A 25,401-nucleotide genomic window follows, 5' to 3' on the forward strand; every position below is an offset into this window, starting at 1 on the left:
GTCGTCTCCGTTACACCTTTTCCACGTTCACGAGGAAGGCCTTAAACTCCGGCGTCTGCGTGTTCGCATCACCGACGAATGGCGTCAGGGTGTTCGCAATGAACCCTTTCTTCGCCACGCCCTCATAGCCCCAGTGAATTGGGATGCCGATGGTATCCACCTGCTGACCGTGAACGTTCAGCGTGCGAATACGCTTGGTCACCACCGCCTTGGCCTTGATGTAGCCGCGGTTAGAGGAGACCTTCACGGTATCGCCATGGGCAATGCCGAGCTTGTTCGCCAGCTTCTCGCCGATCTCCACAAACTGTTCCGGCTGCGCGATGGCGTTAAGCAGCGCGTGCTTGGTCCAGTAGTGGAAGTGCTCGGTCAGACGGTAAGTGGTGCCCACGTACGGGAACTTGTCCTTTTTACCCAGCGCTTCAAAATCGCTCTTGAAGATACGGGCTGCCGGGTTAGAAACCACGTTCGGGTGCAGCGGGTTGGTGCCCAGCGGCGTCTCAAACGGCTCATAGTGTTCCGGGAACGGACCTTCCGCCATCTTATCGATAGCGAACAGACGTCCCATCCCTTCAGGCTGCATGATAAACGGCCCGACGTCGCTGCCTGGTGCGGCAGTGCTGTAGTCCGGAATATCCACGCCGCCCCATTTCGCACCGTCCCACTTCAGCAGCTGACGCTTCGGATCCCACGGGTTGCCCTGCGGGTCAGCGGACGCGCGGTTATAGAGGATACGGCGGTTGAGCGGCCATGCCCATGCCCAACCCAGCGTATTGCCCAGACCCGACGGGTCGGCGTTATCGCGGTTGGCCATCTGGTTGCCTTTCGGCGTCCAGCTACCGGCAAAGATCCAGCAGCCGCTGGAGGTGGTGCCGTCGTCACGCAGGTGCGCGAAGGTACTGAGCTGATCGCCTTTCTTCGCCAGCACGGTGCCGGTGGCCGGGTCGATAACGTCCGCCAGCGCCTTACCGTTGCTCTCCATCGCCACTTCTTCCGGCGCTGGGTTTTCCGGCGTCGAGTAGTTCCAGGTCATGTTCAGCACAGGCTCAGGGTTCGCGCCGCCTTCAGCCGCATACATCTTACGCAGGCGTAAGAAGATACCGGCCAGGATCTCGCCGTCGTTCATGGCGATGCCCGGGGCGTCCGCGCCTTTCCAGTGCCACTGCAGCCAGCGCCCGGAGTTGACGATAGAGCCGTTCTCTTCCGCAAAGCAGGTCGATGGCAGACGGAACACTTCGGTCTGAATCTTCGACGGATCGACGTCGTTCGATTCACCGTGGTTCTGCCAGAAGGTCGAGGTTTCGGTATTGAGCGGGTCAATCGTCACCAGGAACTTCAGTTTCGACAGCGACTCAACAACCTTGTTCTTGTTCGGGAACGAGGCAACCGGGTTAAAGCCCTGGCACAGATAGCCGTTCACTTTGCCCTGATGCATCATCTCGAAATATTGCAGAACGTCGTAGCCTTTGTCCCACTTCGGCAGCCAGTCAAAGCCCCAGCTGTTTTCCGCCGTCGCTTTATCCCCGAAGAACGCTTTCATCATCGAGACGAAGAACTTCGGATAGTTGCCCCAGTAGTTCACCTGGCCTTCGAGCAGCGGTTTAGGCGTGCTGGCCGTCAGGTAGGTCTGCAGGTCGGTCTGTTTCTCGCTTGGCAGGTTCATATAGCCCGGCAGGCTTTGGGACAGCAGGCCGAGGTCGGTCAGACCCTGAATGTTAGAGTGACCGCGCAGGGCGTTCACGCCGCCGCCTGCCATCCCCATGTTGCCGAGCAGCAGCTGAACCATCGCCATGGTGCGGATGTTCTGCGCGCCGATGGAGTGCTGCGTCCAGCCGAGGGCGTACAGGAACGACGCGGTTTTGTCTTTCGCGCTGGTTTCGGCGATCAGCTCGCACACCTTCAGGAAGTCCGCCTTCGGCGTACCGCAGATGTTTTCGACAACCTCCGGCGTGTAGCGGGAGACGTGCTCTTTCAGCAGGTTCCACACGCAGCGCGGGTGTTGCAGGGTGGTGTCACGCTTCGCAAAACCTTTCTCATCCAGCTCGTAGTTCCAGCTGGTTTTGTCGTACTTGCGTTTTTCGGCGTCGTAACCGCTAAACAGACCATCTTCGAAGTGGTAATCCTCACGCACGATCAGGCTGGCGTTGGTATAAGCTTCGGTGTATTCGCGGTTGTATTTTTCGTTGGTCATCAGGTACAGCAGTACGCCTGACAGGAAAGTGATGTCAGTACCTGAACGAATAGGGGTGTAGAAATCCGCCACTGACGCAGTACGCGTGAAGCGGGGATCGATCACAATCAGTTTCGCACCGTTGTGGATTTTGGCTTCCATCGCCCAGCGGAACCCGACAGGGTGCGCTTCAGCGGCGTTACCGCCCATCACCACAATGAGGTTGGCGTTCTTGATGTCGACCCAGTGGTTGGTCATCGCACCGCGACCAAATGTTGGAGCAAGACTTGCTACCGTTGGTCCGTGTCAGACACGCGCCTGGTTGTCGACCGCGAGCATACCGAGTGCGCGCGTAAATTTCTGGGTTAAATAACCGGTTTCGTTGCTGGAGGCAGAGGCACACAGCATCCCGGTGGAGAGCCAGCGGTTGACCGTGACGCCGTCGGCGTTCTTCTCAACAAAGTTGGCATCGCGGTCTTCTTTAATCAGTTTAGCGATGCGGTCAAACGCCTCTTCCCAGCTGATTTGCTGCCATTTGTCGGAGCCCGGCGCGCGGTATTCAGGGAATTTCAGGCGGCTTTCGGAGTGGATAAAGTCCACCAGACCGGCCCCTTTCGGGCACAATGCGCCGCGGTTAACCGGGTGATCCGGGTCGCCTTCGATATGGAAAATAGACGCTTTGGCGTTTTTAGCACCGTCGCCGAGGCTATACATCAACAGCCCGCAACCGACAGAGCAGTACGTACAGGTATTACGGGTTTCACGGGTGCGCAGCAGTTTATACTGCCGCGTTTCCGCCAGCGCTACGCCGGGCGCAAAGCCCAGTGCCGCTGCCGTGGTGCCTGCCATACCGCCAGCGCAGATCTTAAAGAACTGCCTTCTGCTGACCTGCATGGGTCACTCCTTGTTTCGACATTGCTTACATATGTAGTTTTGACTTCGCGGTTGAAGAATGGCCGCAAAGGAAAAAATTTGCGTTAATCCCTCAATTCCACGAGGGATATCATCAGAATACCACATTGTCGGTACAGCTGTTCTAATGGCGTTAATACAAAGTGAACGTATTATCACCATGTTGATTATAAAGTGTGATATTGATCACGTTAACAGCTCTGCATGTTAAAGCGGTGTAGCCGGTGGCAGGTTGCACCCCTGCTAAATGAGTAGGAGAATGGTTGTCGAAAAGTTGATCCATACTATGCGTACAGCCTGTGGTTTATGCTGCAATAGCACGCTCGCTTCCGTGGTTGTTCAGGAATACCGCTGTGTCTAAACAAAACCGTGATCCCCACTCGTCACCCCTGCCTGCCGGCATTGTGGAACTGTCGGTACACCGACCGCCCCACATAACCAATGCCATACCCGATTTTCTGGCCGAAGAAGTGCCCGTTGCGCTCGTTTACAACGGCATCTCGCATGTGGTGATGATGGCGTCTCCGAAAGATCTTGAGCTGTTCGCCATCGGTTTTTCCCTCTCGGAAGGCATCATCGAGCATCCGCAAGATATCTATGGCATGGACGTGGTGCAGGCCTGCAACGGCCTGGAAGTGCAAATCGAGCTCTCCAGCCGCCGCTTTATGGGGCTGAAAGAGCGTCGCCGCGCGCTGGCCGGGCGTACCGGCTGCGGCGTGTGCGGCGTTGAGCAGCTCAACGATATTGGCAAACCTGTTTCACCACTGCCGTTTACTCAGACCTTTAATCTGGCGCACCTCAACCCTGCGCTTGAGCACCTCAACGATGTACAGCCTATCGGCCAGCTCAGCGGCTGCACGCACGCGGCGGCGTGGGTATTGCCGTCGGGAGAGATTGCCGGTGGGCATGAAGACGTGGGCCGCCACGTGGCGCTGGATAAGCTGCTCGGTCGTCGTGCACGTGAAAGTGAGGTTTGGCAGCAGGGCGCCGCGCTCGTTTCCAGCCGCGCCAGCTATGAGATGGTGCAAAAATCGGCGATGTGCGGGGTGGAGATCCTGTTTGCCGTGTCGGCGGCAACGACGCTGGCGGTGGAGGTGGCCGAGCGCTGCAACCTGACGCTGGTGGGTTTCTGCAAGCCGGGAAGGGCGACCATTTATACCCATCCACAGCGATTAATAGTTAATCAGTAATTTTGAATGATAATAGCAAATCCTTCCGCTTTTAGTTGTTCGCGATGAGGTCTAGTATTTATCTCATCAAGGCACGGTGCCTTACCTGAACAACTTAATGAAAGGGTTTATATTATGAAAAGCATCAAAACTTTTGTCGCTGTAATCGCTCTGGCTACTTCTTTCGGTTCTTTCGCTGCACAGACCGTAACCGCAACCGCCTCTACCATTGATGGTGCAGAAGCGAAAATCGCGGCTCAGGCTCAGGAAGCGGGGGCGTCATCATACAAAATTACCCAGGCATTCTCCGGTAACCGCGTACACATGACTGCTGAACTGAACAAATAAGCGAGTCACACCGTCGAAAGAGCGCCCCCGGGGCGCTTTTTTAGTTTATGCCCGCCACGCGCAGCAATGCCGTCACCACTGCCGCGGCCACAATGACCACGATTAACGGCATTTTCCGCCAGGCCAAAAACACCGCAAACGCCACGCCCAGCACGCGCGCCATGCCCGCGAAGTGGTCTCCCTCATAAAAGGTGGTCGCCAGCGCGACGGAGAACAGCAATACCGTTGCCGCATCTGACAGCAGCGCCTGAGAACGCTCCGACAACGCCAGCCGGTTGCCGAGTTTGGCGCCGCCAAGGCGCATTAAATAGGTTCCGGCAGAAAGAATGGCGATGCCGAGAATAAAGACCGTCATGTTTTCCATTATTTTTTCCTCGCGGCAAGACCGAGTAAAGAGAGCAGTACCGGTAATCCCACCGGGGCAAACGGCACGGCGGCCAGCGATAACACGGCGCCGCTGCAGGCGCGGATCAGCGTGGTACGGTTTTTAAAAGCGGGAACCACTAATGCCAGCAGAATGGCCGGAAATACCGCATCCAGCCCGATGGTTTCCGGGTCGGGCAACAGTTTGCCGACCATAGCCCCCAGCAGTGCGCCAAGCGGCCAGACGAGGGCGACGCCTAAGCCGCACAGCCAGTAGGCGGCTTTACGCTGCTCGGCGGTTTTTTGCGACAGGCCAAACACCACGCTTTCATCGTTCATGATGTGGCAGCCCAGCAGGCTCAGACCGCGCTTGCCCACCAGCTCTCGCACCGTCACGCCAAACGGCACGTGGCGCGCGTTGACCAGCAAACCTGCCGCCGCGGCCGCCAGCGGATTGCCGCCGCTCGCCACGATGCCGATAAACATGAACTCAGACGCGCCCGCCAGCACGGTAATGGAGAGCACAAACGGCACCCAGACCGGGAAACCGTAGGCCATCGCCAGCGAGCCGTAGGACATCCCGACCACGCCCACCGCCAGGCAGACCAGAATGATTGCTTTTATGGTGTCGCCTTTCAGACAAGAGAGATGATGCTTCATACAATTTTAGCCATATCGAACGTGTATCCATTATAATGAACGCAACGAAACTGATTTTCAAGGCGAACGATTCGTTCGTTTTATAGAACAAGAGGCCGTTATATGACGCAGCCGATCAGCCTGATCGCCAAAAGTCTGGTGCGAGAACGCCTGCGAACCGGGCTTTCACTGGCGGAAATTGCCCGCCGTGCCGGGATCGCAAAATCCACGCTTTCCCAGCTGGAGTCCGGCAACGGTAACCCTAGCCTGGAAACGCTGTGGTCGCTCTGCGTGGCGCTGGATATTCCTTTCGCCCGCTTGCTTGAGCCGCAGCTACCGACCACGCAGGTGATACGCCGTGGTGAAGGGACGAAAGTGGTCGCCGGAGAGGCTAATTATGAAGCCATTTTGCTGGCGGCATGCCCTCCCGGCGCGCGCCGCGATGTCTATCTTCTGATGACCCAACCGGGTGCAGACCGTCTTTCTCAGCCGCATCCGCCGGGCTCGGTGGAACATATTATTGTGACGCAGGGGCGGGCGCTGGTCGGCCTGCTCGACGCGGCGGAAGAGCTCGGCGCAGGGGATTACATTTGTTATCCCGCCGACCAGCCGCACATCTTCAAGGCCCTGGAGCCAGACACTTACGCGCTGCTGGTGGCGGAACAAAACTAACAGAGATACGGAAACTCATGTCGCTTAAAGCCATTGCCAAAGAACTGGGGCTGTCGGTCACCACCGTCAGCCGCGCCCTCAACGGATATGACGACGTCTCCGCCGAGACGCGCGCACGCGTGGAAGCAGAGGCCCAGCGCCGTGGTTACCGACCGAACACCTTCGCCCGTCGTCTGAAGATGGGCAAAATCGACGCCGTTGGGCTGGTGTTCCCGGTCCATCCTGTTCCGCTCAATAACAGCGTATTTATGGACATGGTCGGCGAAATTAGCCACGAACTGGCGAGACATGAAATCGATTTGTTGCTGATTGCCGATGACGATCTGGCCGATAAACACAGCTATATGCGCATGGTGCAAAGCCGCCGCGTGGATGCGCTGATCGTGGCCCACACGCTGGATCGCGATCCCCGTCTTGAGCAACTGCAGGCCGCCGGTTTTCCTTTCCTGGCGCTCGGGCGCAGCCAGCTACCGCAGCCGTACGCGTGGTTCGACTTCGACAACTATGCCGGTACGTACAATGCGACCCGCTGGCTGATCGGAAAAGGCCATCAGCGCATTGCCCTGCTGGGCGAAAGCAACAATCAGGCATTCATCACCCAGCGCCGTCAGGGCTATCTGGACGCGTTGCGGGAAGCCGGGCTTTCCAGCGAATGGCTGCGCGCCATGCCCCCTTCACGCCGGGTGGGGTATGCCACCACGAAAGAGCTTCTCTCGCTATCGCAGCCGCCCACGGCCATCATTACCGACTGCAACACCCACGGCGACGGCGCGGCGATGGCGCTGGCGGAGCTGGGCCGCCTGACCGGCGAGAACGCCGTTGCGCTGGTGGTTTATGACGGGCTTCCGCAGGACAGCATCGTCGACGCTGACGTGGCGGCAGTGATCCAGTCCACCCGTCAGGGCGTCGGGAAACAGATTGCCGATATGGTTCGCCAGCTGATCAACGGCGAGGCGATTGAGCAGCTCCAGGTGCTCTGGCAGCCCGAATTCTCTCCCGGCCAGACGGCCTGAATCTCTCCATTTTCTAAACCCGATCACAAATCCGAAACGTTTTGGTTTGTATCCGAAACGTTTCGGATCAAAACTCAAGGCATCCCATGACAGGAGATGTCTGATGCAAGATTCCATTTTACGACTCGAAAGCGCGACGGTGGATGTGGTGATAAAAACGCACCCGTTCGCCGAAATTATCTACTGGGGGCCGCATCTTCAGTACTTTTCGCCGCAGAATGCTGAAACCCTTTCCCGGCCAGTTGCCAACGGCAGGCTGGATGTGGATTCTCCGGTCACGCTGATGGCCGAGCTGGGGCACGGCCTGTTTGGGTCACCCGGTATTGAAGGGCATCGTCTGGGCCTGGACGGTTCGCCTGTCTTTGGCACCACAGACGTCCAGCAGCAGGGGCAAACCCTGACGATTACGGCAGAAGATGAACATGCGGGCCTGCGGCTGACCAGCGAGCTGGCGCTGGACGCCAGCGGTGTGCTGGCGGTGCGTCACGGCTTAACCAACCTGAAAGCGCAGGCGTGGCAGGTGGACCGTTTTGCCATAACGCTACCCGTGGCCGAACGCGCGCGGGAGGTGATGGCCTTCCACGGACGCTGGATCCGGGAATTTCAGCCGCACCGCGTGACGCTTGAACACGACAGCTTTGTGATTGAAAACCGCCGGGGTAAAACCTCCCATGAACACTTCCCGGCGCTGATTTCGGGTACGCCGTCGTTCAGCGAAATGCACGGCGACGTCTGGGGCGTGCATCTGGGCTGGAGCGGCAACCACCGCCTGCGTGCGGAAGCCAAAACCGACGGCCGCCGCTATCTGCAGGCTGAAGCCCTCTACCTGCCGGGCGAAATGGCGATTGAGGAGGGCGACACGCTCTGGACGCCGCGCCTGTATGCAAGCTACTCCGCGCAGGGCCTGAACGGCATGAGCCAGCAGTTTCACCATTACCTTCGCGACAACGTTATCCGCTTCCCCGAAAACAAACCGCGCCCGGTCCACCTCAATACCTGGGAAGGCATCTACTTTAACCACGACCCGGACTACATCATGCGCATGGCCGACGAGGCGGCCGCGCTGGGCGTGGAGCGCTTTATCATCGACGACGGCTGGTTCAAAGGTCGCAACGACGACTACGCCGCGCTGGGTGACTGGTATCTGGACGAGAAGAAGTACCCGAACGGCCTCACGCCGGTCATCAGCCATGTGAAACAGCTCGGCATGGCGTTTGGCATCTGGGTTGAGCCGGAGATGATTAACCCGGATTCCGATCTTTATCGTGCGCATCCCGACTGGGTGCTGGCGTTGCCCGGCTACAGGCAACATACCGGGCGGCACCAGCTGGTGCTTAACCTGAACATTCCGCAGGCGTTTGATTACCTGGTGGAGCGCATGAGCTGGCTTCTGGGTGAACATGAGGTCGACTACGTGAAGTGGGACATGAACCGTGAGCTGGTACAGCCGGGGCACGACGGAAAGGCCGCCGCCGACGCGCAAACCCGCCAGTTTTATCGCCTGCTGGACGTGCTGGGCAAGCGTTTCCCGCACGTCGAATTTGAATCCTGCTCCTCCGGCGGGGGGCGAATTGATTATGAGGTGCTGACGCGCTGCCACCGCTTCTGGGCCTCGGACAACAACGATGCGCTGGAGCGCAACGCTATCCAGCGCGGCATGAGCTATTTCTTCCCGCCGGAGGTAATGGGGGCGCATATCGGTCATCATAAATGTCACGCCACCTTCCGCCAGCACAGCATTGAATTTCGCGGTCTGACGGCGCTGTTTGGCCATATGGGGCTGGAACTGGATCCCCTCACCGTTGATGAGCAGGAGCGCGAAGGTTATCGCCGTTACGCCGCGCTGTATAAGCAGTGGCGCGAGGTTATCCATCAGGGCACCCACTGGCGCGTGGATATGCCGGATGCCACTACGCTGGCACAGGGTATTGTGAGCGAAGATAAAACGCAGGGACTGTTTATCGTGAGCCAGCTCGCCATGCCGGACTACACGTTGATGATGCCGCTGCGCATGCCGGGGCTTGAGGCCAGCGCGCAGTATCGTATTTCGCTGCTCGATCACCCTGAGATTCGCATCACCGGTGAGGGAGGCCATACCATGCGCAAGCTGCCGGCATGGATGGAAACGCCGCAAACGGCGAGCGGTGAGTGGCTGATGCAGGCGGGCATTGCGCTGCCGATTCTCGATCCGGAAAGCGCCATCCTGATTGGCGTGGAACGCGTGTAAAGGTGACGGGCCGGGAAACTGGCCCTCCGTTGAGGATAAAAATAATGAACACAACAACCTGTACCCACAAAGACAACCCTAATTTCTGGATTTTCGGGCTGTTCTTCTTTCTCTACTTTTTCATCATGGCCACCTGCTTTCCGTTCCTGCCGATCTGGCTGTCGGATATCATCGGCCTCAATAAAACCCATACCGGCATCGTCTTCTCCTGCATCTCACTCTCGGCCATTGCCTTCCAGCCGGTGCTTGGGGTGATCTCGGATAAACTGGGGCTGAAAAAACACCTGCTGTGGATCATCTCCGTGCTGCTGTTCCTGTTTGCCCCTTTCTTCCTCTACGTCTTTGCGCCGTTACTGAAAGCTAACATCTGGCTGGGCGCGCTGAGCGGCGGCATTTATATCGGCTTTGTCTTTTCGGCGGGCTCAGGGGCCATTGAGGCCTACATTGAACGCGTGAGCCGTAACAGTTTCTTTGAGTACGGCAAGGCGCGCATGTTTGGCTGCCTCGGCTGGGGGCTGTGCGCCTCCACGGGCGGGATCCTGTTCGGCATCGATCCGTCGTATGTTTTCTGGATGGGTTCGGCGGCGGCGCTGCTGTTGATGCTGCTGCTGGTGGTCGCAAAGCCTAGACCCAACCAGACGGCGCAGGTAATGAATGCGCTGGGTGCCAACCAGCCGCAGATCACGGCGAAAACGGTTTTTAGCCTGTTCCGCCAGCGCAGAATGTGGATGTTTATTCTGTACGTGATTGGCGTGGCCTGCGTCTATGACGTCTTCGACCAGCAGTTTGCTACCTTCTTCAAAACGTTCTTCGCCACGCCGCAGGAGGGCACTCGCGCCTTTGGTTTTGCGACCACTGCCGGGGAAATCTGCAATGCGATCATCATGTTTTGTTCACCGTGGATCATTAACCGCATCGGCGCGAAAAACACGCTGCTCATCGCCGGGGTGATTATGGCGACGCGCATTATCGGCTCGTCGTTTGCCACCACCGCCGTAGAAGTGATTGCCCTGAAGATGCTGCACGCGCTGGAGGTGCCGTTCCTGCTGGTGGGGGCCTTCAAGTACATCACCGGGGTGTTTGATACGCGTCTTTCGGCGACTATCTATCTGATTGGCTTCCAGTTCGCGAAACAGTCGGCGGCAATCTTCCTCTCCGCGTTTGCCGGGAATATGTATGACCGGATCGGTTTCCAGGAGACGTACCTGATGCTGGGCTGTTTCGTGCTGGCGATTACGGTGGTGTCGGCGTTTACGCTCAGCAGCAGGGAGGAGAATGCGGCAGGCAATAAGGCGCTAGAAGTCCATTAACGCCCTGAACCCACTCACTATTCCGGCGTTGGTCAAAAAATGAATAACCTTATAAAAACTACGGCATTGATAATCATTTTCAATATCATTTAATTAACTATAATGAACCAACTGCTTACGCGGCATTAACAGCTGTGCCGCCCGACAATAATGGAGAGGATTATGAGTTATACACTGCCATCCCTGCCGTATGCCTACGACGCACTGGAACCGCATTTCGACAAGCAGACGATGGAAATCCATCACACTAAACACCACCAGACCTACGTGAACAACGCGAACGCCGCGCTGGAAAGCCTGCCTGAGTTCGCTAACCTGCCTGTTGAAGAGCTGATCACCAAGCTGGACCAGCTGCCAGCGGACAAGAAAACCGTGCTGCGCAACAACGCGGGCGGTCACGCTAACCACAGCCTGTTCTGGAAAGGCCTGAAAACCGGTACTACCCTGCAGGGCGACCTGAAAGCGGCTATCGAGCGCGACTTCGGTTCCGTTGACAACTTCAAAGCGGAATTCGAGAAAGCCGCTGCAACCCGCTTCGGCTCTGGCTGGGCGTGGCTGGTACTGAAAGGTGACAAACTGGCCGTGGTTTCTACCGCGAACCAGGACTCCCCGCTGATGGGTGAAGCGATCTCTGGCGCATCCGGCTTCCCAATCCTGGGTCTGGACGTGTGGGAACACGCTTACTACCTGAAATTCCAGAACCGTCGCCCGGACTACATTAAAGCGTTCTGGGACGTGGTGAACTGGGACGAAGCAGCAGCGCGTTTCGCCGCTAAAAAATAAGGTTGCATTGACGCCTGTGAGAAGCGAGTCTGATGGCTCGCTTTTTTTGTATCTGCGTAATGGAGGCAGCGATGCATTATCCGGTGAATGTATTTACAGGCAAGGTAAGGGAGTACGACGGCAGCCGCCCGAGCGCCATCGCCAAAATTCAGGTCGACGGTGAGCTGACGTTAACCGACCTCGGGCTTGCGGGTGACGAGCAGGCCGAAAAGAAGATCCACGGCGGGCCGGAGCGCGCGCTGTGCCACTATCCGCGCGAGCACTATCAGCACTGGAAGGCGGAGTTCCCCGAGCAGGCGGATCTCTTCGTTGCTCCCGCGTTTGGTGAAAATCTCTCCACTGAAGGGCTCACCGAAAAGAACGTGTTTATTGGTGATATCTACCGCTGGGGCGATGCCCTGATTCAGGTGACGCAGCCGCGCTCGCCGTGCTTCAAGCTCAACTACCATTTCGGCATTCATGACATGTCGGCTCAGATGCAAAGCGCGGGTAAAACCGGCTGGCTGTACCGGGTGGTGCTGGCTGGGCAGGTTTCAGCGGATGCGCCGCTTGAGCTGGTATCACGCCTGAGTGAGGTGTCTGTTTACGACGCCTGCGCCATTGCGTGGCATATGCCGTTTGATGACGAGCAGTATCATCGCCTGCTGTCGGCGGCGGGGCTGTCGACCAGCTGGACAAGAACGATGCAGAAACGGCGTTTAAGCAGCAAGATCGAGGATAATTCGCGGAGGTTGTGGGGTAAATAGACCTCCGTAAAAAGTAGGCCGGGTAAGGCGAAGCCGCCACCCGGCACTAACAGCTACGAACGCTTATACAACGGTAGCCACAGCGTTAACCGCAGCCCACCCAGCGGGCTGTCGTCGGCTTTCACCCAGCCGCGGTGCTGCTGCATGGCGGTTTCCACAATCGCCAGGCCCAGCCCCGTACCGCCCGATTCCCGGTCGCGCGCCTCGTCGGTGCGGTAGAACGGACGGAAGATCTGCTCGCGGTCTTCCGGGCTGACGCCAGGACCGTCGTCGTCGACGATGACGGTGATCCCGTCTTTATCCACCGAGAACGCCACCTCAATCTTCGTGTGCGAGTAGCGCAGGGCGTTACGCACGATATTTTCCAGCGCGCTTTCCAGCGCGTTGGGGTTACCGTACAGCGGCCATGGACCCGGCGGGAAGTTAACGGTGAAGGATTTGCCCATCTGCTCCGCTTCGAACGCCGCGTTATCCAGCACTTCATGCCACAGATGATTGGCTTTCACCGTTTCGCTCACCAGCGCGTTTTTCTGCTGATTGCGCGACATGACCAGCAGATCGTTGATCATGCTGTCCAGACGATGCGCTTCGGTTTCGATGCGCTCCAGCTCTTTGCTCTCACCGCTGCGGCGACGCAGCAGGGCGGTACCCAGCTGTAAGCGCGTGAGCGGGGTACGCAGCTCGTGCGAGATATCCGACAGCAGGCGCTGCTGGGCCGTCATCATGCGATCGAGCGCGCTCACCATCTGGTTAAAACTGGTCCCGGCGGCCAGGAACTCCTGCGGTCCGGACTCCAGTTCCGGGTGCTGCCTCAGGTTGCCCTGCGCCACTTCGTCGGCGGCGTTTTTCAGCTTACGTGCGGGTTTTGCCAGGCTCCACGCCAGCCATAACAGCAGCGGCGAGCTGACCAGCATCGTGACAATCAGCAGCAGGAGAGGGCGGTCAAACAGCAGGTTGATAAAATCGGACTGGGAGCTGCTCGCGGGGCGAATCAGGTAGAGCTGATAGTTATCCTCGCCATCTCTGACGGAGAACGGCCCCACCATCTCTACGCGGCCATATTTTTTCTTCTGGGGGTGATCGGCATTATCTGCCTGGCCAATGAAGTTGCGGATGATCTGCATTTCATTGCGATCGGCGCCAATCACGCGGCCTTCGCTGGTCACCAGCAGCAGGCGTTGTCCGGGCGGCGCCCACTTGTCGATAGCGCGAAACAGTCTGCGCCACCACATCAAATCGTTTGGCGGATCGTTTGCCAGCTCGGCTTCCACGTGCTGCTCGATCATCACGCCCTGACGTTGCTCGCTGTCGAGCAGCTCCGTCATCTGGCGTGAGTCGAGTTTTGGCAACATCAGTACGAGCATTAAAACCAGTGCCAGCGTCAACCAGAAGATGGCGAAGATGCGGGCGGTTAAGCTTCCTATCATGAAGCGGAAACCATCAGATAACCGCGACCACGCAGGGTTTTAAACCATGGGTGACCGTCTTTACGCTCCGGCAGCTTACGGCGCAGGTTAGAGATGTGCATGTCGATGGCGCGGTCAAACGGGGTCAGACGTTTGCCCAGCACTTCCTGACTTAAATGTTCACGCGAAACCACCTGGCCGAGGTGCTGTGCCAGCAGATACAGCAGGGTGAACTCGGTGCCGGTGAGTTCGAGCGTCTGGCCATCAAAGCTCGCTTCCTGGCGGCCCGGATTCAGGCTCAGGGAGTCGACTTCAAGGGTCGGTGAACTGTTGTCTGTATTCTGCTGCTGCTCGCTCCAGTGGGAACGACGCAGGATCGCGCGAATACGGGCGACCAGTTCACGGTCGTTGAACGGCTTCGGTAAATAGTCATCCGCACCCAGCTCAAGGCCGAGAACGCGGTCAAGCTCGCTGCCGCGGGCGGTCAGCATGATAACGGGGGTCTGGTGTGTCTGGCGAAGCTCTTTCAGCGTATCAATGCCGTTTTTCTTCGGCATCATCACGTCGAGCAAAAGTAAATCGATGCTGTCGTCAAGGAGACTCAGCGCCTGCTCGCCATCATGGGCAACCAGGACGTTGAAACCTTCCATGTCGAGCAACTCCTTTAAAAGGGATGTGAGCTCTCGGTCATCATCAACTAACAGGATTTTATTCATTGTTTAAATACCTCCGAGGCAGAAATTACGACATCAAGGCTGTCTAATCCATGACTTTACGTTGTTTTACACCCCCTGACGCATGTTTGCAGCCTGAATCGTAGACTGTCTCTCGTTGAATCGCGACACGAAAGATTTTGGGAGCAAGTGATGCGCAAAGTTACCGCTGCCGTCATGGCCTCAACGCTGGCGTTCAGTGCGTTTAGCCAGGCTGCTGTAGCTATCATCAGCGATAACGGTCCCTTACAAGAGGGCGCAACGCAGCACAGTAGCCAAAGCCATATGTTTGACGGCATAAGTTTAACCGAACATCAGCGTCAACAGATGCGAGATCTGATGCAGAGGGCGAGACACGACCAGCCCCCTGTTAATGTTAGCGAAATGGAGACAATGCATCGCCTTGTCACCGCAGAAAATTTTGACGAAAGCGCTGTGCGCGCTCAGGCCGAAAAAATGGCACAGGAACAGGTTGCTCGCCAGGTAGAGATGGCGAAGGTCCGCAACCAGATGTTCCACCTGCTAACGCCGGAGCAGCAAGCGGTTTTGAACACCAAACATCAGCAGCGTATGGATCAGCTGCGTGAGGTTGCACGGATGCAGCGAAGCTCAGAAACCTCGTTTTTCAGTAGCAATAGCAGTACCCGTAGTAACCAGTAAACCCTGTTTTCCTTGCCATAGACACCATCCCTGTCTTCCCCCACATGATGTGGGGGTTTTTTTTATCAATCACTTACCTCTCAATCTAAGCAAATACAGCCACTTAGAAAAAGCTGTAACGGTGTGGAGCGGTTTTAAAATTCTCTGAGTGTGGACACTATGTGGACACTCAGAGAGGTAATTTATAACGTCACTCCACCGTTAAGAGGATTCAGTGCGACGGCGTTCTGCAGGTAGTCAGGCGCAAGGTGAGCGTAGGCCATCGTCTGCTGAATGCTCGCATGCCCTAGAATCTGCTGCAGCGCAATTATGTTGCCCCCGTTCATCATGAAATGACTTGCGAATGTGTGTCGCAGGATGTGAGTTGCCTGATTGGGTGGTATGTCAGGTTTCACTCTGCGTAAAATCCCGCAAAACTTCTCATAATCGACCTTGAACAATTTAGCGCTAGCCTCCTCTTTAACTTTTTTCTCCAGTTCCGCAGAAATCGGTACAGTTCGCTTTTTGCCGTTTTTGGTTTTCAAAAAGGTAACCCTGCAGCTTGTTATCTGTGCTGGTTTCAGTGTGGCAACTTCCGTCCATCTTCCGCCTGTGCTCAGGCACAAAAGCGCGACCAGCAAGTCATCACCAACCAAAACGCTTAACAGCTTCTCGATTTCTGATTTCTCCAGAAACGTCATTTCCGGGTTGGCTTCCGCCAGTGGCGGCAGTCCGTGAATAGGATGTTGCCCGGAAAACTCATCCAACTGGATTAGCTTGGTGAACATGCCCGATAAGCGGTACATGTCACGATTTATCGTCGCGGCGCTGATGCCATCACGCAGGCGCGTAGAGCGATAATCCATCAGAGCTCTTTTGCTCACCCGGCTCACCGGCATATCACCTATGCCGCTGATAGTCTTGAGCAGGTGATTAAACTCTTTTGTGCCGTGTTCGTGGTTTTGACCGTGATACTTCCACCAGACGTCAAGCAATTCCGCTAAAGTTCGACGGTCTGCTCGCTGGCCTGCCCATTCTTTCTGGCTGGCATTGGCGATGGTGTATCGCTCAAATGCTACCGCCTCAGCCTTTCTTTCAAACTTCCTGCGGATGCGTTTTCCATCGCGACCGCGAGGTCTAATGTCCACTTCATAGCGACCATCATCGAGCTTCTTAATTGCCATAAGAAAGCCCTCCGGCGCTGTGCTCACTATCTTGGTAACAAATAGTGAAAATGTAATGTTTGTAAAGTGTTAACCAGTCTGCTTCTCGGAGTGGTCTGATTCCGTTGATTCTTGCCCAATGTGTGCGAAAGCCGGTGCTATCTGACCAGCTTGCGGGGCTGTTTTATCTGTCATTAGCCAAAGTGTGTATTTCTGAAACTGAGGAGTGTTTGTGATTTTCATCACCACCCCCAAGCCGGGCTCTGCATGTCCTCCCTCGTAATTTTTTAATGTACTGAGCGCTAGTCCGCTGATTTCACAAAACTTTACTTGAGTTAAACCCTCTGCTTTACGTATTGCCTTAATTTTCTCGGCTACGTTCATTTGACATGGTTCCTACTTTGAGACTATATTTGCCTGAAAAGGTCTAAAGGTAAGAACCTTTTCAGAGTGGAAACCAACCGAGCAGAAACGAGCTTGAACGGTTTCTAAAGGGTTGGATCTAGTGAGGGTATCACAAATGGAACCAAACGATTATTTGTTGCAGTACCCGCTCGACGCGGTTCATGTAGAAAAGTTTGCTGAGTTATTAGGCAAGCCCAAAACGGCTGTTGCAGAAATGGTGAAAGCTAACAAGCTACCGGTAATTGAGCTTCGGGATCCATGCAAACCGAATGCTCGCGCCGGTGAAAAGTGGGTTTTCATCCCGGAATTTAATCGCGCAGTTCGTGAGGCGTTCTACAACCGACCGGTAGAACAGCGTGACGCGTGGCTGCTTTGGATGGGGCTATGATTATGAATGAGCCTCGCTGCATTGCTCAGTTATTGCGTAACGAGAGCCCGAGGGCGATGGATTTCACTATCACCCACGGCAGAGGGCGCAAGGGCATCATCATCCGCACCAAAAAACCGAGCGCTATTAGCGCCGTTTTTGCTTTTCTGAAATCCCGGAGGTTCTGGAAATGCCTGTAATGACGCTTGGTATCGTGGAGAAACAGCCTGCAGCTCTGCGCGGTCTGATTGGTAAATATCTGGCCGCGCCTCGCTGGCAGGATAGTTGCGATTTTTACAATCAGATGATGGAACGTGAGCGCCTGACCGTTTGTTTTCATGCTCAGTTAAAGCAACGTCACGCGACGATGCGTTTTGAAGAAATGAACGATGTAGACCGCGAGCGATTAGTTTGCGCTATTGATGAGCTGCGTGCTGCATTTTCCAGACGTCGACAGGTTGGCGCGAGCGAGTATGCGTATATTAGTTTTTTGACGGTCAGCCAACGCCGCACTTTGTTTATGCATGCTGGATTAACTGAAAAAGAATTTAATCAGCCTTACTGTCGTATTAATGAAGATTCCTGTTATTGGCGTGATGCCTTATTTCGTGCGTTGCGGGAGCTTTTTAATTTATTTGAATATGCACCAACAATATTAACCTCGGTAAAGCCTGAGCAATATCTGCATTAAATAAACAACCGTAGTTTTTTACGCACTTAATTGTGCGGGGCTTCTTTTTGTCTGGAGAAAGTCATGCATACAGTAACAGGAAAGCAGCGCGGTAACTTCTCATTAATACTGCAACAGGCGCGAGCCGAAGCGCAGGCCGATGCGGCGGTGCGCTTTTCCTCTCATCTCGACGGTTTAATCCGTCATATAGCTGGCGCTGAGTTGTCGCGCGTGGAGATTGTCGAGTTACTCAGTCAGGAATCCATCAAGTTTCATAATATCGGCCTTTCTCGCGGGGAGTCTCTTTCATGTCTCTGATGCACTCCGTATTACTTAATAACTGGCTAAAGATTGCGGTTATGAAAAACGGTGAATTATCGCTTGCTGACATTAAGCGCGATAAAGAAACCGGAGCAATGACGGAATCAACCATCGCTATTTATTCGAGTGAGTTAAACCTCCTGACGGATGTGGTCAATTTGCTTGTGAAACGCGCCGTTTTTCATAAGCAAATCACCACCGTCGATGAATTATCGAAATTAACCATTGAGCTGACCGGTTACTGCGCCGGTGAGTTTAAAAAGCTGAACAAAGAGAGGAGCTAAATCAATGCCGGATTATATGGATCACATTCAGGAGCGACAGACGGAATCACTGACTCGCCAGATTAACGCCGCTCGGGTGAAGCCGTGCGGCGCTGCTGCGTTGGTTTGCGAAGAATGTGACGCACCAATCCCTGCCGACCGCCGTGCGGCATATCCGTCGGCGACACGCTGTGTCTACTGTCAGTCAGCGCTTGAGTCAAAAGTTAAACACTTTCGGGGGCAGGCATGAGCATTCGTATCGAGATTGGCGAGCGCTATGTCGTCACAAGTGACCGTTTTCAGTTCATTTTGCAGGAGAAAAAGACCGCCGAAACAGGGAAGAATGCCGGTAAAGAGTGGCTGGATGTTGTCGGCTATTACCCCAAATTAAACCAGCTCGTTTCCGGTCTGATTCATCACGATATTTTGAGCGGCAGCGCTGTCTCTTTTGAAGCGTTGAGCACTCAGGTTGAACTGCTCGGTCAGCAGTGTTTACGGGCTTTTGACACAAATGGCCGTTGATATTCGGGGGCGTTCTGCCCCTACACCGCCACCATTTGCAAAAGGCACCGGCAAAGAGTTTGCCGGTGTTTACTCATGGAACGCGCCGCGTGAGGCTATTGGGCGCGAGAGACCCCTTACACGTGACGAGCTGCGTCAGGTGCAAGGCGTTTTATCCAAAATTGACCGCCTGCCTTACTTTTTAAGTTCTCTGTTTGCCTCGCGTTATGAATATATCAGGCGTAACAAAAGCCCTGTGCATGGGCTGTATTTCCTCAAGTCGACATTTCTGCGCCGGTTGTGGCCGCGCATTGAGCGGGTTAATCAGCGTAACGAAATGAATAGGGAGGCGTCGCTGCTGTTTCTTGCTGAAAGTGAGAATTACGCGCGCCTGCCGGGGATGAACGATAAAGAGCTGAAAAAATTTGCGTCTCGTATCGCCTCGCAGCTTTTCATCATGTACGAGGAGTTAAGCGACGCATGGGCTGAGGCGCACGGTGGCAAAGAGTCGCTTTTTACTGATGAGGCTCAGGCTCACCTGTACGGTCATGTTGCTGGCGCAGCTCGGGCTTTTAATGTTGCCCCGCTTTTCTGGAAGAAATACCGCAAAGGCCAGATGACAATCCGACAGGCATTTTCCGCCGTAGCTCGCCTGATTAACGATGAATGGTGGACTAACCAGCTCAAGGCGCAGCGCATGCGCTGGCATGAAGCGCTGCTGATTGCTGCAGGCGAGGTGAATAAAGACCGCTCGCCGTATGCCAGTAAAAATGCCGTCCGTGATGTACATGCACGCCGTCTGGCAAATCTTGAATACCTGAAATCCTGCGAGCTGGAAAACAAAGTTACCGGCGAACGTATCGACCTTATCAGCAAAGTGATGGGAAGTATTTCCAATCCTGAAATTCGCCGCATGGAGCTGATGAACACCATCGCGGGGATTGAGCGTTATGCCGCTGCTGAGGGTGATGTCGGTATGTTTATCACGCTGACTGCACCGTCGAAGTATCACCCGACACGTCAGGTCGGAAAGGGTAAAGATAAGACTGTACAGCTCAATCATGGCTGGAATGGTGAGGCTTACACCCCGAAGGATGCACAGCGTTACCTTTGCCGTATCTGGAGCCTGATGCGTACCGCTTTCAAAGATAATGATTTGCAGGTCTACGGTATGCGTGTTGTCGAACCGCACCACGACGGGACGCCGCACTGGCACATGATGTTGTTTTGCAAGCGCCAGCAGCGCAAAGAAATCACCGAAATTATGAGTCGTTATGCTCTCAAAGAGGATGGCGACGAGCGCGGTGCAGCTCGCAACCGCTTTCAGGCTAAACACCTGAACAAAGGCGGTGCGGCCGGGTACATCGCGAAATACATCGCCAAAAATATCGACGGTTACGCACTTGATGGCGAGCTCGATAAAGATACCGGCAAGCCGCTCAAAGATACCGCCGCAGCTGTTACTGCATGGGCGTCAACGTGGCGAATACCTCAGTTTAAGCCGATTGGCCTGCCGACGATGGGGGCTTACCGTGAGCTGCGCAAGCTGCCTCGCGGGGTAAGTATTGCTGATGAGTTTGACGAGCGTGTCGAAGCAACACGCGCCGCGGCTGATGGCGGTGATTTCGACCTGTATATCACCGCTCAGGGCGGCGCAAATGTCCCGCGCTACGGCCAGACCGTCAGGGTCGCCCGTAGCGTCAGTGACGAGGTTAACGACTACGAGGAAGATATCGAGAGGGTGGTCGGTATTTACGCGCCTCACCTCGGCGCGCGTCACGTTCACATTACCCGGTCATCAGAATGGCGCATCGTTCCAAAGGTTTTGGCCGTTGAGCCTTTGACCTTAAAAAGCGGCATCGCCGCGCCTCGGAGTCCTGTCAATAACTGTGGAAAGCTCACCGGCGGTGACGTTCCGGTTATGACCCCTACACCGTCTGAGCATGCCGCTGCGGTGTTAAATCTTGTTGATGACGGGGTTATCGCATGGGATGACCCCGAAGTCGTGACGGCGCTCAAGGGCGCACTAAAACACGACGCGCCGCAGCAAAATCGCCAGCAAAGCAGCGGAGAGCCATTAAAACCGCATGACGTTGCCCCATCAGGCAGGCTGACTAAATCCGAACGCGCGCAAATACCGCATATCCGCTTTGACCTTGCGCAGCATGGCATCACCCCGAAGCGCTGGGAGCTTGAGGCGCTGGCGCGTGGTGCGACCGTGACATACGACGGGCAGAGATTCACATATCCGGTCGCTGATGAGTGGCCGGGGTTTACTGGTATATCTGAATGGGGGTAATTGTGAGAAAAATCTGTGTGATTGTTGGGTGGATTGCTGGGCTGTGGCTTTTCTTTCTGCTTCTTGGTTGGGCGGGTGAACAAGACCGCAAAGACTGTGAAGAACGGATAGCAACAGAGCTGAAAACCACGGCTGTTTTTATAAACAATAAGTGCATGGTGAAGGGGTATGGTCGCTTTGACGGGAGGTGACCTATCTGACCCAAGCAAACGCCGCCGGCGCTGAAACTCGCTTTCAGTGCTGGCGGGGTTGAACAACGAGCCCCGCGAGGCGTTAGCCTGCCCCGCAGAGACGCCCCACAACCGGCACTATTAAAGCCGGTTTTTTTATGCCAATTCTCCGCGAATTTCCCGTTTTTTAGCCGTGCATGCAACAGGTGCATTGTTTTGCATGCGTCAGGCTTGCCCGTCTTGGCCGTGTGCCGCCAGAGCTGGCGCGGATCCAGAGTGGTCATGCAACTGCATTAAAACCGACCCGTAAAGCGGGCAGGCGTGGCGGGGAAAGCATTGCGCGCCAGCGGTGGTGCGTAATAATAAAAATTATCGTCTGAGCGCGTCGTGATGGCGCGGTCGTGGTCGCTGTCGGTTCGTTGGTGGTCGGGTGTGGTGGTGCGCGCGTGGCGCGTCTGAGGCGTGATGGTGGCAGGGCAGTAAAAAGCCGCCATGATGGCGGCTTGAGGGGGATTATTCCGGGTTGCCGAGGGTGTACTCTTTGAACCTGATGACCTCCATGCCGAGCCAGTCGTTTACCTCCCTGAACCTGTCCTGCAGGGGCGACAGCTCGTTACGCACGAATACCCTTGCCACCTTCTCAACGTCACCGAGTGAGCCGATATTCTCAGGCTTACCGCCCATGAGCTGGAACGGTACGCGGTGTGCGTCCATCAGGTCGGCGGCGCTGGCTTTCTTTATGTTGAAAAAGTCATCCTTTGTGGCGACTTCGCTCAACGGCACGATTTTGATGCCGTCCGGTTTTCCACCGGGAGCGTAGAAAAACAGGTTCTTAAAGTTGCCGAGCCCTTTCGAGTTGCGCATCGCCTCGCGCAACGATTCGACGTCGGTCGCACTCTGCGCCGGGTCAGTCACATACATGATGTAACCCGCGTGCGCGCCGTTCTGGTAATACTTGCGGCGGAACAGCGTCGCGGCTTCATTCAGCCAGGCGGAATTAAGCGCGCTGAGATATTCGGGCAGGCCGTAAATCTCCTGATTAATATCGGGCTCCAGCAGGTGAAACACGGTATCAGGCGCGAACTCGTGCGGTAGAGTGAAGTTTTCCACAAACCAGAATATAGAATCGTCGACCCCGCGCCGGGTGTATTTGGCCGGTGAGGCCAGCAGCTTGATTAACTGGCCGGTGACGCTGTGGCGCTGCTCAAGAAAGGCGTTGCCGAATACCAGATAGTCGAGCGCAAAGCGGCTGAAATCCTGACGGGACAGCAGCGGGTGCGGAATGTAGGTGCTAGCGAGCACGTTGCGTTTAACGTAAATCGGGGAGCTGTGATGTACAGCAGAGCGCAGGCTCTTTGCCAGCCCGGAGAAGCTGACCGGCGGCTCGTACCATTTACCGTTACTGATGCACTCGACGTAATCCAGAATGTCACGCTTATCGAGTACCGGCACCGGCTCGCCGAAGGTGAACGCCTCCATTTTTTGCGGGGCGCTGGCGGTCGTGGCGACTGTTTTGCGTGGTTTGCGCTTGCTCATGCTGCCACCTCACCCGCTGCAACAGCGAAAGACCAGTCGCAGCCAAACAGCAGACGATAATCATCGTCGCTGTATTCGCGTTTAATTTCCTCAGGCGCAAAGAGATTGCACCCGCGCTGACATGCTGCATCCAGAGTGACCGACTGACGCCAGACACCATCAGTGCAAAATACGCTGTCGCCGGTATTGATCCGCGGTGACGGTCGGTGATTGCGGAGCGTGCCATTCCATACCCGGAAAGCGTCATGATTATAAGAGGGAGAGGTGAACATCGTCAGGCTGTGGCGTTTATGGCAGGCGATAGCCGCCGCGACTTTTGCCGCTCTTAGCGGGTTATTGAACCATCCGAACTCATCAAGGTAGACGTTACCCGCCAGCGCGGCGCAATGGGATTCCTCGCCGACAAATCTAATGACCGCCCCGCCGTCGAGCTGCAGGATGTGGCCGTTACTCGTCAGGCGGACGCCGACGCGCGCCGAAAGGTTGTTCATGTACATCAGCGCCACGCGCGCATGCTCAATGGTGTGAGCAAACCAGACCTGATTATCGCCCGTTGTCAGCGCATCGAGCAGCGCCTCGCGACTAAAGAGCTGCGTTGCGCCAATCTGGCGCGATTTGGTGATGCTGCGGTCGATATTGAGTTTCCCGACACGCAACCATGTTGCCTGATAGTCAAAGCTGTCATTGTGCAGAATATCGGCCATTGCCTGAATCTGGCTTTGTGAGAAAACGTTATTTTTCATTAATTAAACTCCAGAATAGATTTAGGCTGCATGCCGCTACCGGCGGAAAGCGGTTCGTTTAACAGGGCGTGCATGGTCGCCCATGCGATATCGGCGTGACTGGCTTCCTCGGTGCGGCTGGCCTCGTAGGTGGCGCTGCGCCCGCTGCTGGTCATGGTTTTGCGGATGGACATAAACGACTGCGTGACGTCGGTTGCCCCGGCGTCGTACTCCAGACAGCCGCGGCGAATGGTGTCTTTTGCCTTGAGCACCATTGCGGTTTTCATCTCAGGCGTGTAACGGATGCCGCGTGCCGCCGGGTAGAATGAGCGCACCAACTGGAACACGCCGAGACCGAGGCCGGTTGCGTCAATGCCTATGTATTCGACGTTGTATTTCTCGGTCAGTTTGCGGATGCCCTCTGCCTGCGCGGCAAAGTCCATGCCTTTCCACTGGTGGCGCTCCAGCATGCGGAACTTGCCACCCGAGACCACCGGCGGCGCGAGTACGACGCACCCGGCGCTGTCGCCGGTGTGTGACGGGTCGTAGCCAATCCAGACCGGGCGCGAGCTGAACGGATGGTCGGCGAACGGGGCAAAGTCCTCCCATTCTTCCATCACGTCGACCATGCAGCGCTGCAGCTCCTCGAACGGGAATACCGACGCTTTATCGTCGACAAACTCGCACATAAACAGGTTTTTAAAGTCCTCATCACTGTTTTCGCGTTTGAGCTGGTCGAGGTCGAACAGGGTGCAACCACCGGCAAGGGCATCCTCAATGGTGACAATCTGCCGCCACTGGCCATCGTCGCAGAGCTGGCCACCGGCGAGCGCGCTGTGACTGATGTCGATTTCGATGCGGTCGGCAATACGGCTGCGCCCCTTGTTGAACAGTTCGCCAGACCAGAAGGGGTAAGCGCCGTGCGCCAGCGTGGAAGGTGTCGAAAAGTAGGTTGAGCGCAGGTGCTTCTGCGAGGCCATGCCCGACGCGACTTTGCGCAGCTTCTGAAAATTCGGGATCCAGAATATTTCATCGACATACAGGTCGCCGTTATGGCTCTGCGCGGTGTTGGAATTGGTACCGAGAAAAATCAGCTTTGCGCCGTTGTTGCCGATGACAATCGGGTCGCCGGTCAGGTCGACGTCGACCAGCCGCGCAAACTGGATGATGTACTCGCGGAACACGTAAGCCTGCGTTTTACTGGCCGACAAAAAAATCTGGTTATGTCCGGTCTTGAGCGCGCGCAGCAGCGCCTCGCGGGAGAAATAGAACGTTGCGCCAATCTGGCGGGATTTGAGAATGTCGCGAATACGGTGCGCCAGCCCTGCGCGGTACCACTGCAACTGGTACTCGAAAGACTGGTCGAAAAATAGTTCCTCCAGTTTCTCGATAGCCTCGTCGCTGAAAAAGTTCTTTTTCGGCTTTTTACGCTCGCCTTTGTTGCGGTTGGCGACATTGGGGTTAAGGTCAACCTCGTTGCCGGTCTGGCTGTAGCGGTTAACGCGCGCCAGTCGCTCAATCTGCCGCCCGAGCAGGTCAATTTCTTTGAAGTCGCCGCCTGACTTTTGCGGCTTGGCGATGAGCTGAATCAGGCGCGCCTCAAGACTGCTTTCGACGCGGGAAATCGGTGCGATGCCGTCCCAGCCGTCGCGCTGCTTCCAGCTCTGCACGGTCGGGCGCTTGACCTGCAGCATTTCGGCAATCTGTGGCACGGAAAAACCCTGCCAGTAAAGCAGCGATGCCTGCCGTCGCGGGTCATGCAACAAGGTTGTATCGGTGGAAATGGTCATTGATGCCTCGCCGTAGTGGATTCAGGGCAAGGCTACTTAATGGCCGTCAGTGATTCGCTAATGTGCTGTTGTGTGGGCGGTTGTCCA

Annotated in this window: 28 protein-coding genes; 17 read left to right on the forward strand and 11 right to left on the reverse strand. The window is 55.9% G+C overall.

The genetic code is table 11. The features are described 5' to 3' along the window. Positions 1-10 precede the first annotated feature (10 nt). Entirely contained in the window at positions 11-3,061 is a 3,051-nt protein-coding gene (gene fdnG, locus N6P30_RS14115) for a formate dehydrogenase-N subunit alpha (RefSeq protein ID WP_088728449.1), read from the reverse strand. A gap of 371 nt (positions 3,062-3,432) precedes the next feature. On the opposite strand from fdnG, the gene fdhD reads away from it, so the two are divergent. Further along, positions 3,433-4,269: a formate dehydrogenase accessory sulfurtransferase FdhD gene (fdhD, locus tag N6P30_RS14120; protein WP_023293609.1), complete on the forward strand. Its 837-nt coding sequence runs from the start codon at positions 3,433-3,435 to the stop codon at positions 4,267-4,269. A gap of 114 nt (positions 4,270-4,383) precedes the next feature. Further along, complete coding sequence (locus N6P30_RS14125; RefSeq protein WP_014072382.1) at positions 4,384-4,596, forward strand: DUF1471 domain-containing protein; 213 nt, start codon at positions 4,384-4,386, stop codon at positions 4,594-4,596. A 40-nt stretch (positions 4,597-4,636) separates the two neighbouring features. On the opposite strand, the gene N6P30_RS14130 is transcribed toward N6P30_RS14125, so the two are convergent. Continuing rightward, positions 4,637-4,960 (reverse strand): AzlD domain-containing protein, encoded by a 324-nt coding sequence (locus N6P30_RS14130; RefSeq protein WP_021242796.1) that lies wholly within the window; start codon positions 4,958-4,960, stop codon positions 4,637-4,639. Beyond that, on the reverse strand, positions 4,960-5,619 hold the full coding sequence (locus N6P30_RS14135) for an AzlC family ABC transporter permease (RefSeq protein ID WP_023293608.1): 660 nt from the start codon (positions 5,617-5,619) through the stop codon (positions 4,960-4,962). The genes N6P30_RS14130 and N6P30_RS14135 overlap by 1 nt, the downstream gene beginning before the upstream one ends. A gap of 102 nt (positions 5,620-5,721) precedes the next feature. On the opposite strand from N6P30_RS14135, the gene N6P30_RS14140 reads away from it, so the two are divergent. From N6P30_RS14140 to yiiM, 6 genes are all read left to right on the forward strand, one after another. Continuing rightward, the gene (locus tag N6P30_RS14140) at positions 5,722-6,270 is read left to right on the forward strand and encodes a helix-turn-helix domain-containing protein (protein ID WP_021242797.1); all 549 of its coding nucleotides are present in this window, start codon (positions 5,722-5,724) and stop codon (positions 6,268-6,270) included. Positions 6,271-6,287: 17 nt separating this feature from the next. Then, positions 6,288-7,283 (forward strand): LacI family DNA-binding transcriptional regulator, encoded by a 996-nt coding sequence (locus tag N6P30_RS14145; RefSeq protein WP_023293607.1) that lies wholly within the window; start codon positions 6,288-6,290, stop codon positions 7,281-7,283. Between the two features lie 103 nt (positions 7,284-7,386). Continuing rightward, positions 7,387-9,510: an alpha-galactosidase gene (locus N6P30_RS14150; RefSeq protein ID WP_023293606.1), complete on the forward strand. Its 2,124-nt coding sequence runs from the start codon at positions 7,387-7,389 to the stop codon at positions 9,508-9,510. Between the two features lie 44 nt (positions 9,511-9,554). After that, complete coding sequence (locus N6P30_RS14155; protein WP_023293605.1) at positions 9,555-10,820, forward strand: MFS transporter; 1,266 nt, start codon at positions 9,555-9,557, stop codon at positions 10,818-10,820. A 162-nt stretch (positions 10,821-10,982) separates the two neighbouring features. Beyond that, positions 10,983-11,603: a superoxide dismutase [Mn] gene (gene sodA / locus N6P30_RS14160; RefSeq protein WP_003861999.1), complete on the forward strand. Its 621-nt coding sequence runs from the start codon at positions 10,983-10,985 to the stop codon at positions 11,601-11,603. 71 nt (positions 11,604-11,674) lie between these two features. After that, positions 11,675-12,349, forward strand: a complete 675-nt coding sequence (gene yiiM / locus N6P30_RS14165; protein WP_008501820.1) for a 6-hydroxyaminopurine reductase — start codon at positions 11,675-11,677, stop codon at positions 12,347-12,349. 53 nt (positions 12,350-12,402) lie between these two features. On the opposite strand, the gene cpxA is transcribed toward yiiM, so the two are convergent. Both cpxA and cpxR read right to left on the reverse strand, forming a co-directional pair. Further along, entirely contained in the window at positions 12,403-13,776 is a 1,374-nt protein-coding gene (cpxA, locus tag N6P30_RS14170; protein WP_003862003.1) for an envelope stress sensor histidine kinase CpxA, read from the reverse strand. Continuing rightward, complete coding sequence (gene cpxR / locus N6P30_RS14175) at positions 13,773-14,471, reverse strand: envelope stress response regulator transcription factor CpxR (protein WP_006179159.1); 699 nt, start codon at positions 14,469-14,471, stop codon at positions 13,773-13,775. The genes cpxA and cpxR overlap by 4 nt, the downstream gene beginning before the upstream one ends. Before the next feature lie 150 nt (positions 14,472-14,621). Here cpxR and cpxP point away from each other — a divergent pair, with 150 nt between their 5' ends. Further along, complete coding sequence (cpxP, locus tag N6P30_RS14180) at positions 14,622-15,128, forward strand: cell-envelope stress modulator CpxP (RefSeq protein ID WP_023293604.1); 507 nt, start codon at positions 14,622-14,624, stop codon at positions 15,126-15,128. Between the two features lie 182 nt (positions 15,129-15,310). On the opposite strand, the gene N6P30_RS14185 is transcribed toward cpxP, so the two are convergent. Continuing rightward, positions 15,311-16,291: a tyrosine-type recombinase/integrase gene (locus tag N6P30_RS14185; RefSeq protein ID WP_000985251.1), complete on the reverse strand. Its 981-nt coding sequence runs from the start codon at positions 16,289-16,291 to the stop codon at positions 15,311-15,313. A 69-nt stretch (positions 16,292-16,360) separates the two neighbouring features. Next, positions 16,361-16,654, reverse strand: a complete 294-nt coding sequence (locus N6P30_RS14190) for a helix-turn-helix domain-containing protein (protein ID WP_001099751.1) — start codon at positions 16,652-16,654, stop codon at positions 16,361-16,363. A 136-nt stretch (positions 16,655-16,790) separates the two neighbouring features. Here N6P30_RS14190 and N6P30_RS14195 point away from each other — a divergent pair, with 136 nt between their 5' ends. From N6P30_RS14195 to N6P30_RS14230, 8 genes are all read left to right on the forward strand, one after another. Continuing rightward, positions 16,791-17,063: a Cox family DNA-binding protein gene (locus N6P30_RS14195; protein ID WP_001583792.1), complete on the forward strand. Its 273-nt coding sequence runs from the start codon at positions 16,791-16,793 to the stop codon at positions 17,061-17,063. Next, a complete protein-coding gene (locus N6P30_RS14200; RefSeq protein WP_072020264.1) occupies positions 17,060-17,242 on the forward strand; it encodes a hypothetical protein in 183 nt (60 codons plus the stop codon). Before N6P30_RS14195 ends, N6P30_RS14200 begins: the two co-directional genes overlap by 4 nt. Next, positions 17,233-17,733 (forward strand): replication protein B, encoded by a 501-nt coding sequence (locus N6P30_RS14205; protein ID WP_260629950.1) that lies wholly within the window; start codon positions 17,233-17,235, stop codon positions 17,731-17,733. Before N6P30_RS14200 ends, N6P30_RS14205 begins: the two co-directional genes overlap by 10 nt. 63 nt (positions 17,734-17,796) lie before the next feature. After that, complete coding sequence (locus tag N6P30_RS14210; RefSeq protein WP_041037442.1) at positions 17,797-18,030, forward strand: DUF2732 family protein; 234 nt, start codon at positions 17,797-17,799, stop codon at positions 18,028-18,030. Continuing rightward, positions 18,021-18,317, forward strand: coding sequence for a DUF5405 family protein (locus tag N6P30_RS14215; protein ID WP_040229177.1), 297 nt, complete (start codon positions 18,021-18,023; stop codon positions 18,315-18,317). The genes N6P30_RS14210 and N6P30_RS14215 overlap by 10 nt, the downstream gene beginning before the upstream one ends. A gap of 4 nt (positions 18,318-18,321) precedes the next feature. After that, positions 18,322-18,546, forward strand: a complete 225-nt coding sequence (locus N6P30_RS14220) for a TraR/DksA C4-type zinc finger protein (RefSeq protein WP_071687358.1) — start codon at positions 18,322-18,324, stop codon at positions 18,544-18,546. Continuing rightward, entirely contained in the window at positions 18,543-18,818 is a 276-nt protein-coding gene (locus tag N6P30_RS14225) for a DUF5405 family protein (RefSeq protein WP_044068261.1), read from the forward strand. The genes N6P30_RS14220 and N6P30_RS14225 overlap by 4 nt, the downstream gene beginning before the upstream one ends. Further along, positions 18,808-21,096, forward strand: coding sequence for a replication endonuclease (locus N6P30_RS14230; protein WP_260629951.1), 2,289 nt, complete (start codon positions 18,808-18,810; stop codon positions 21,094-21,096). The genes N6P30_RS14225 and N6P30_RS14230 overlap by 11 nt, the downstream gene beginning before the upstream one ends. Before the next feature lie 463 nt (positions 21,097-21,559). On the opposite strand, the gene N6P30_RS14235 is transcribed toward N6P30_RS14230, so the two are convergent. Genes N6P30_RS14235 through N6P30_RS14250 form a run of 4 tightly spaced genes read right to left on the reverse strand, consistent with a single transcriptional unit; the run spans position 21,560 to position 25,314 of the window. Beyond that, positions 21,560-21,760, reverse strand: a complete 201-nt coding sequence (locus N6P30_RS14235) for a hypothetical protein (protein ID WP_260629952.1) — start codon at positions 21,758-21,760, stop codon at positions 21,560-21,562. A gap of 19 nt (positions 21,761-21,779) precedes the next feature. Beyond that, a complete protein-coding gene (locus N6P30_RS14240) occupies positions 21,780-22,802 on the reverse strand; it encodes a phage portal protein (protein WP_223613363.1) in 1,023 nt (340 codons plus the stop codon). Next, entirely contained in the window at positions 22,799-23,545 is a 747-nt protein-coding gene (locus N6P30_RS14245; protein ID WP_175098592.1) for a terminase large subunit domain-containing protein, read from the reverse strand. The genes N6P30_RS14240 and N6P30_RS14245 overlap by 4 nt, the downstream gene beginning before the upstream one ends. Beyond that, positions 23,545-25,314 carry a terminase ATPase subunit family protein gene (locus N6P30_RS14250; RefSeq protein WP_137490898.1) on the reverse strand — a complete coding sequence of 590 codons (1,770 nt, stop codon included), beginning with the start codon at positions 25,312-25,314 and terminating at the stop codon, positions 23,545-23,547. The genes N6P30_RS14245 and N6P30_RS14250 overlap by 1 nt, the downstream gene beginning before the upstream one ends. Positions 25,315-25,401: the final 87 nt, after the last annotated feature.

The sequence above is a fragment of the Enterobacter sp. PL1 genome, assembly GCF_945957325.1.
GTDB lineage: Bacteria > Pseudomonadota > Gammaproteobacteria > Enterobacterales > Enterobacteriaceae > Enterobacter > Enterobacter roggenkampii.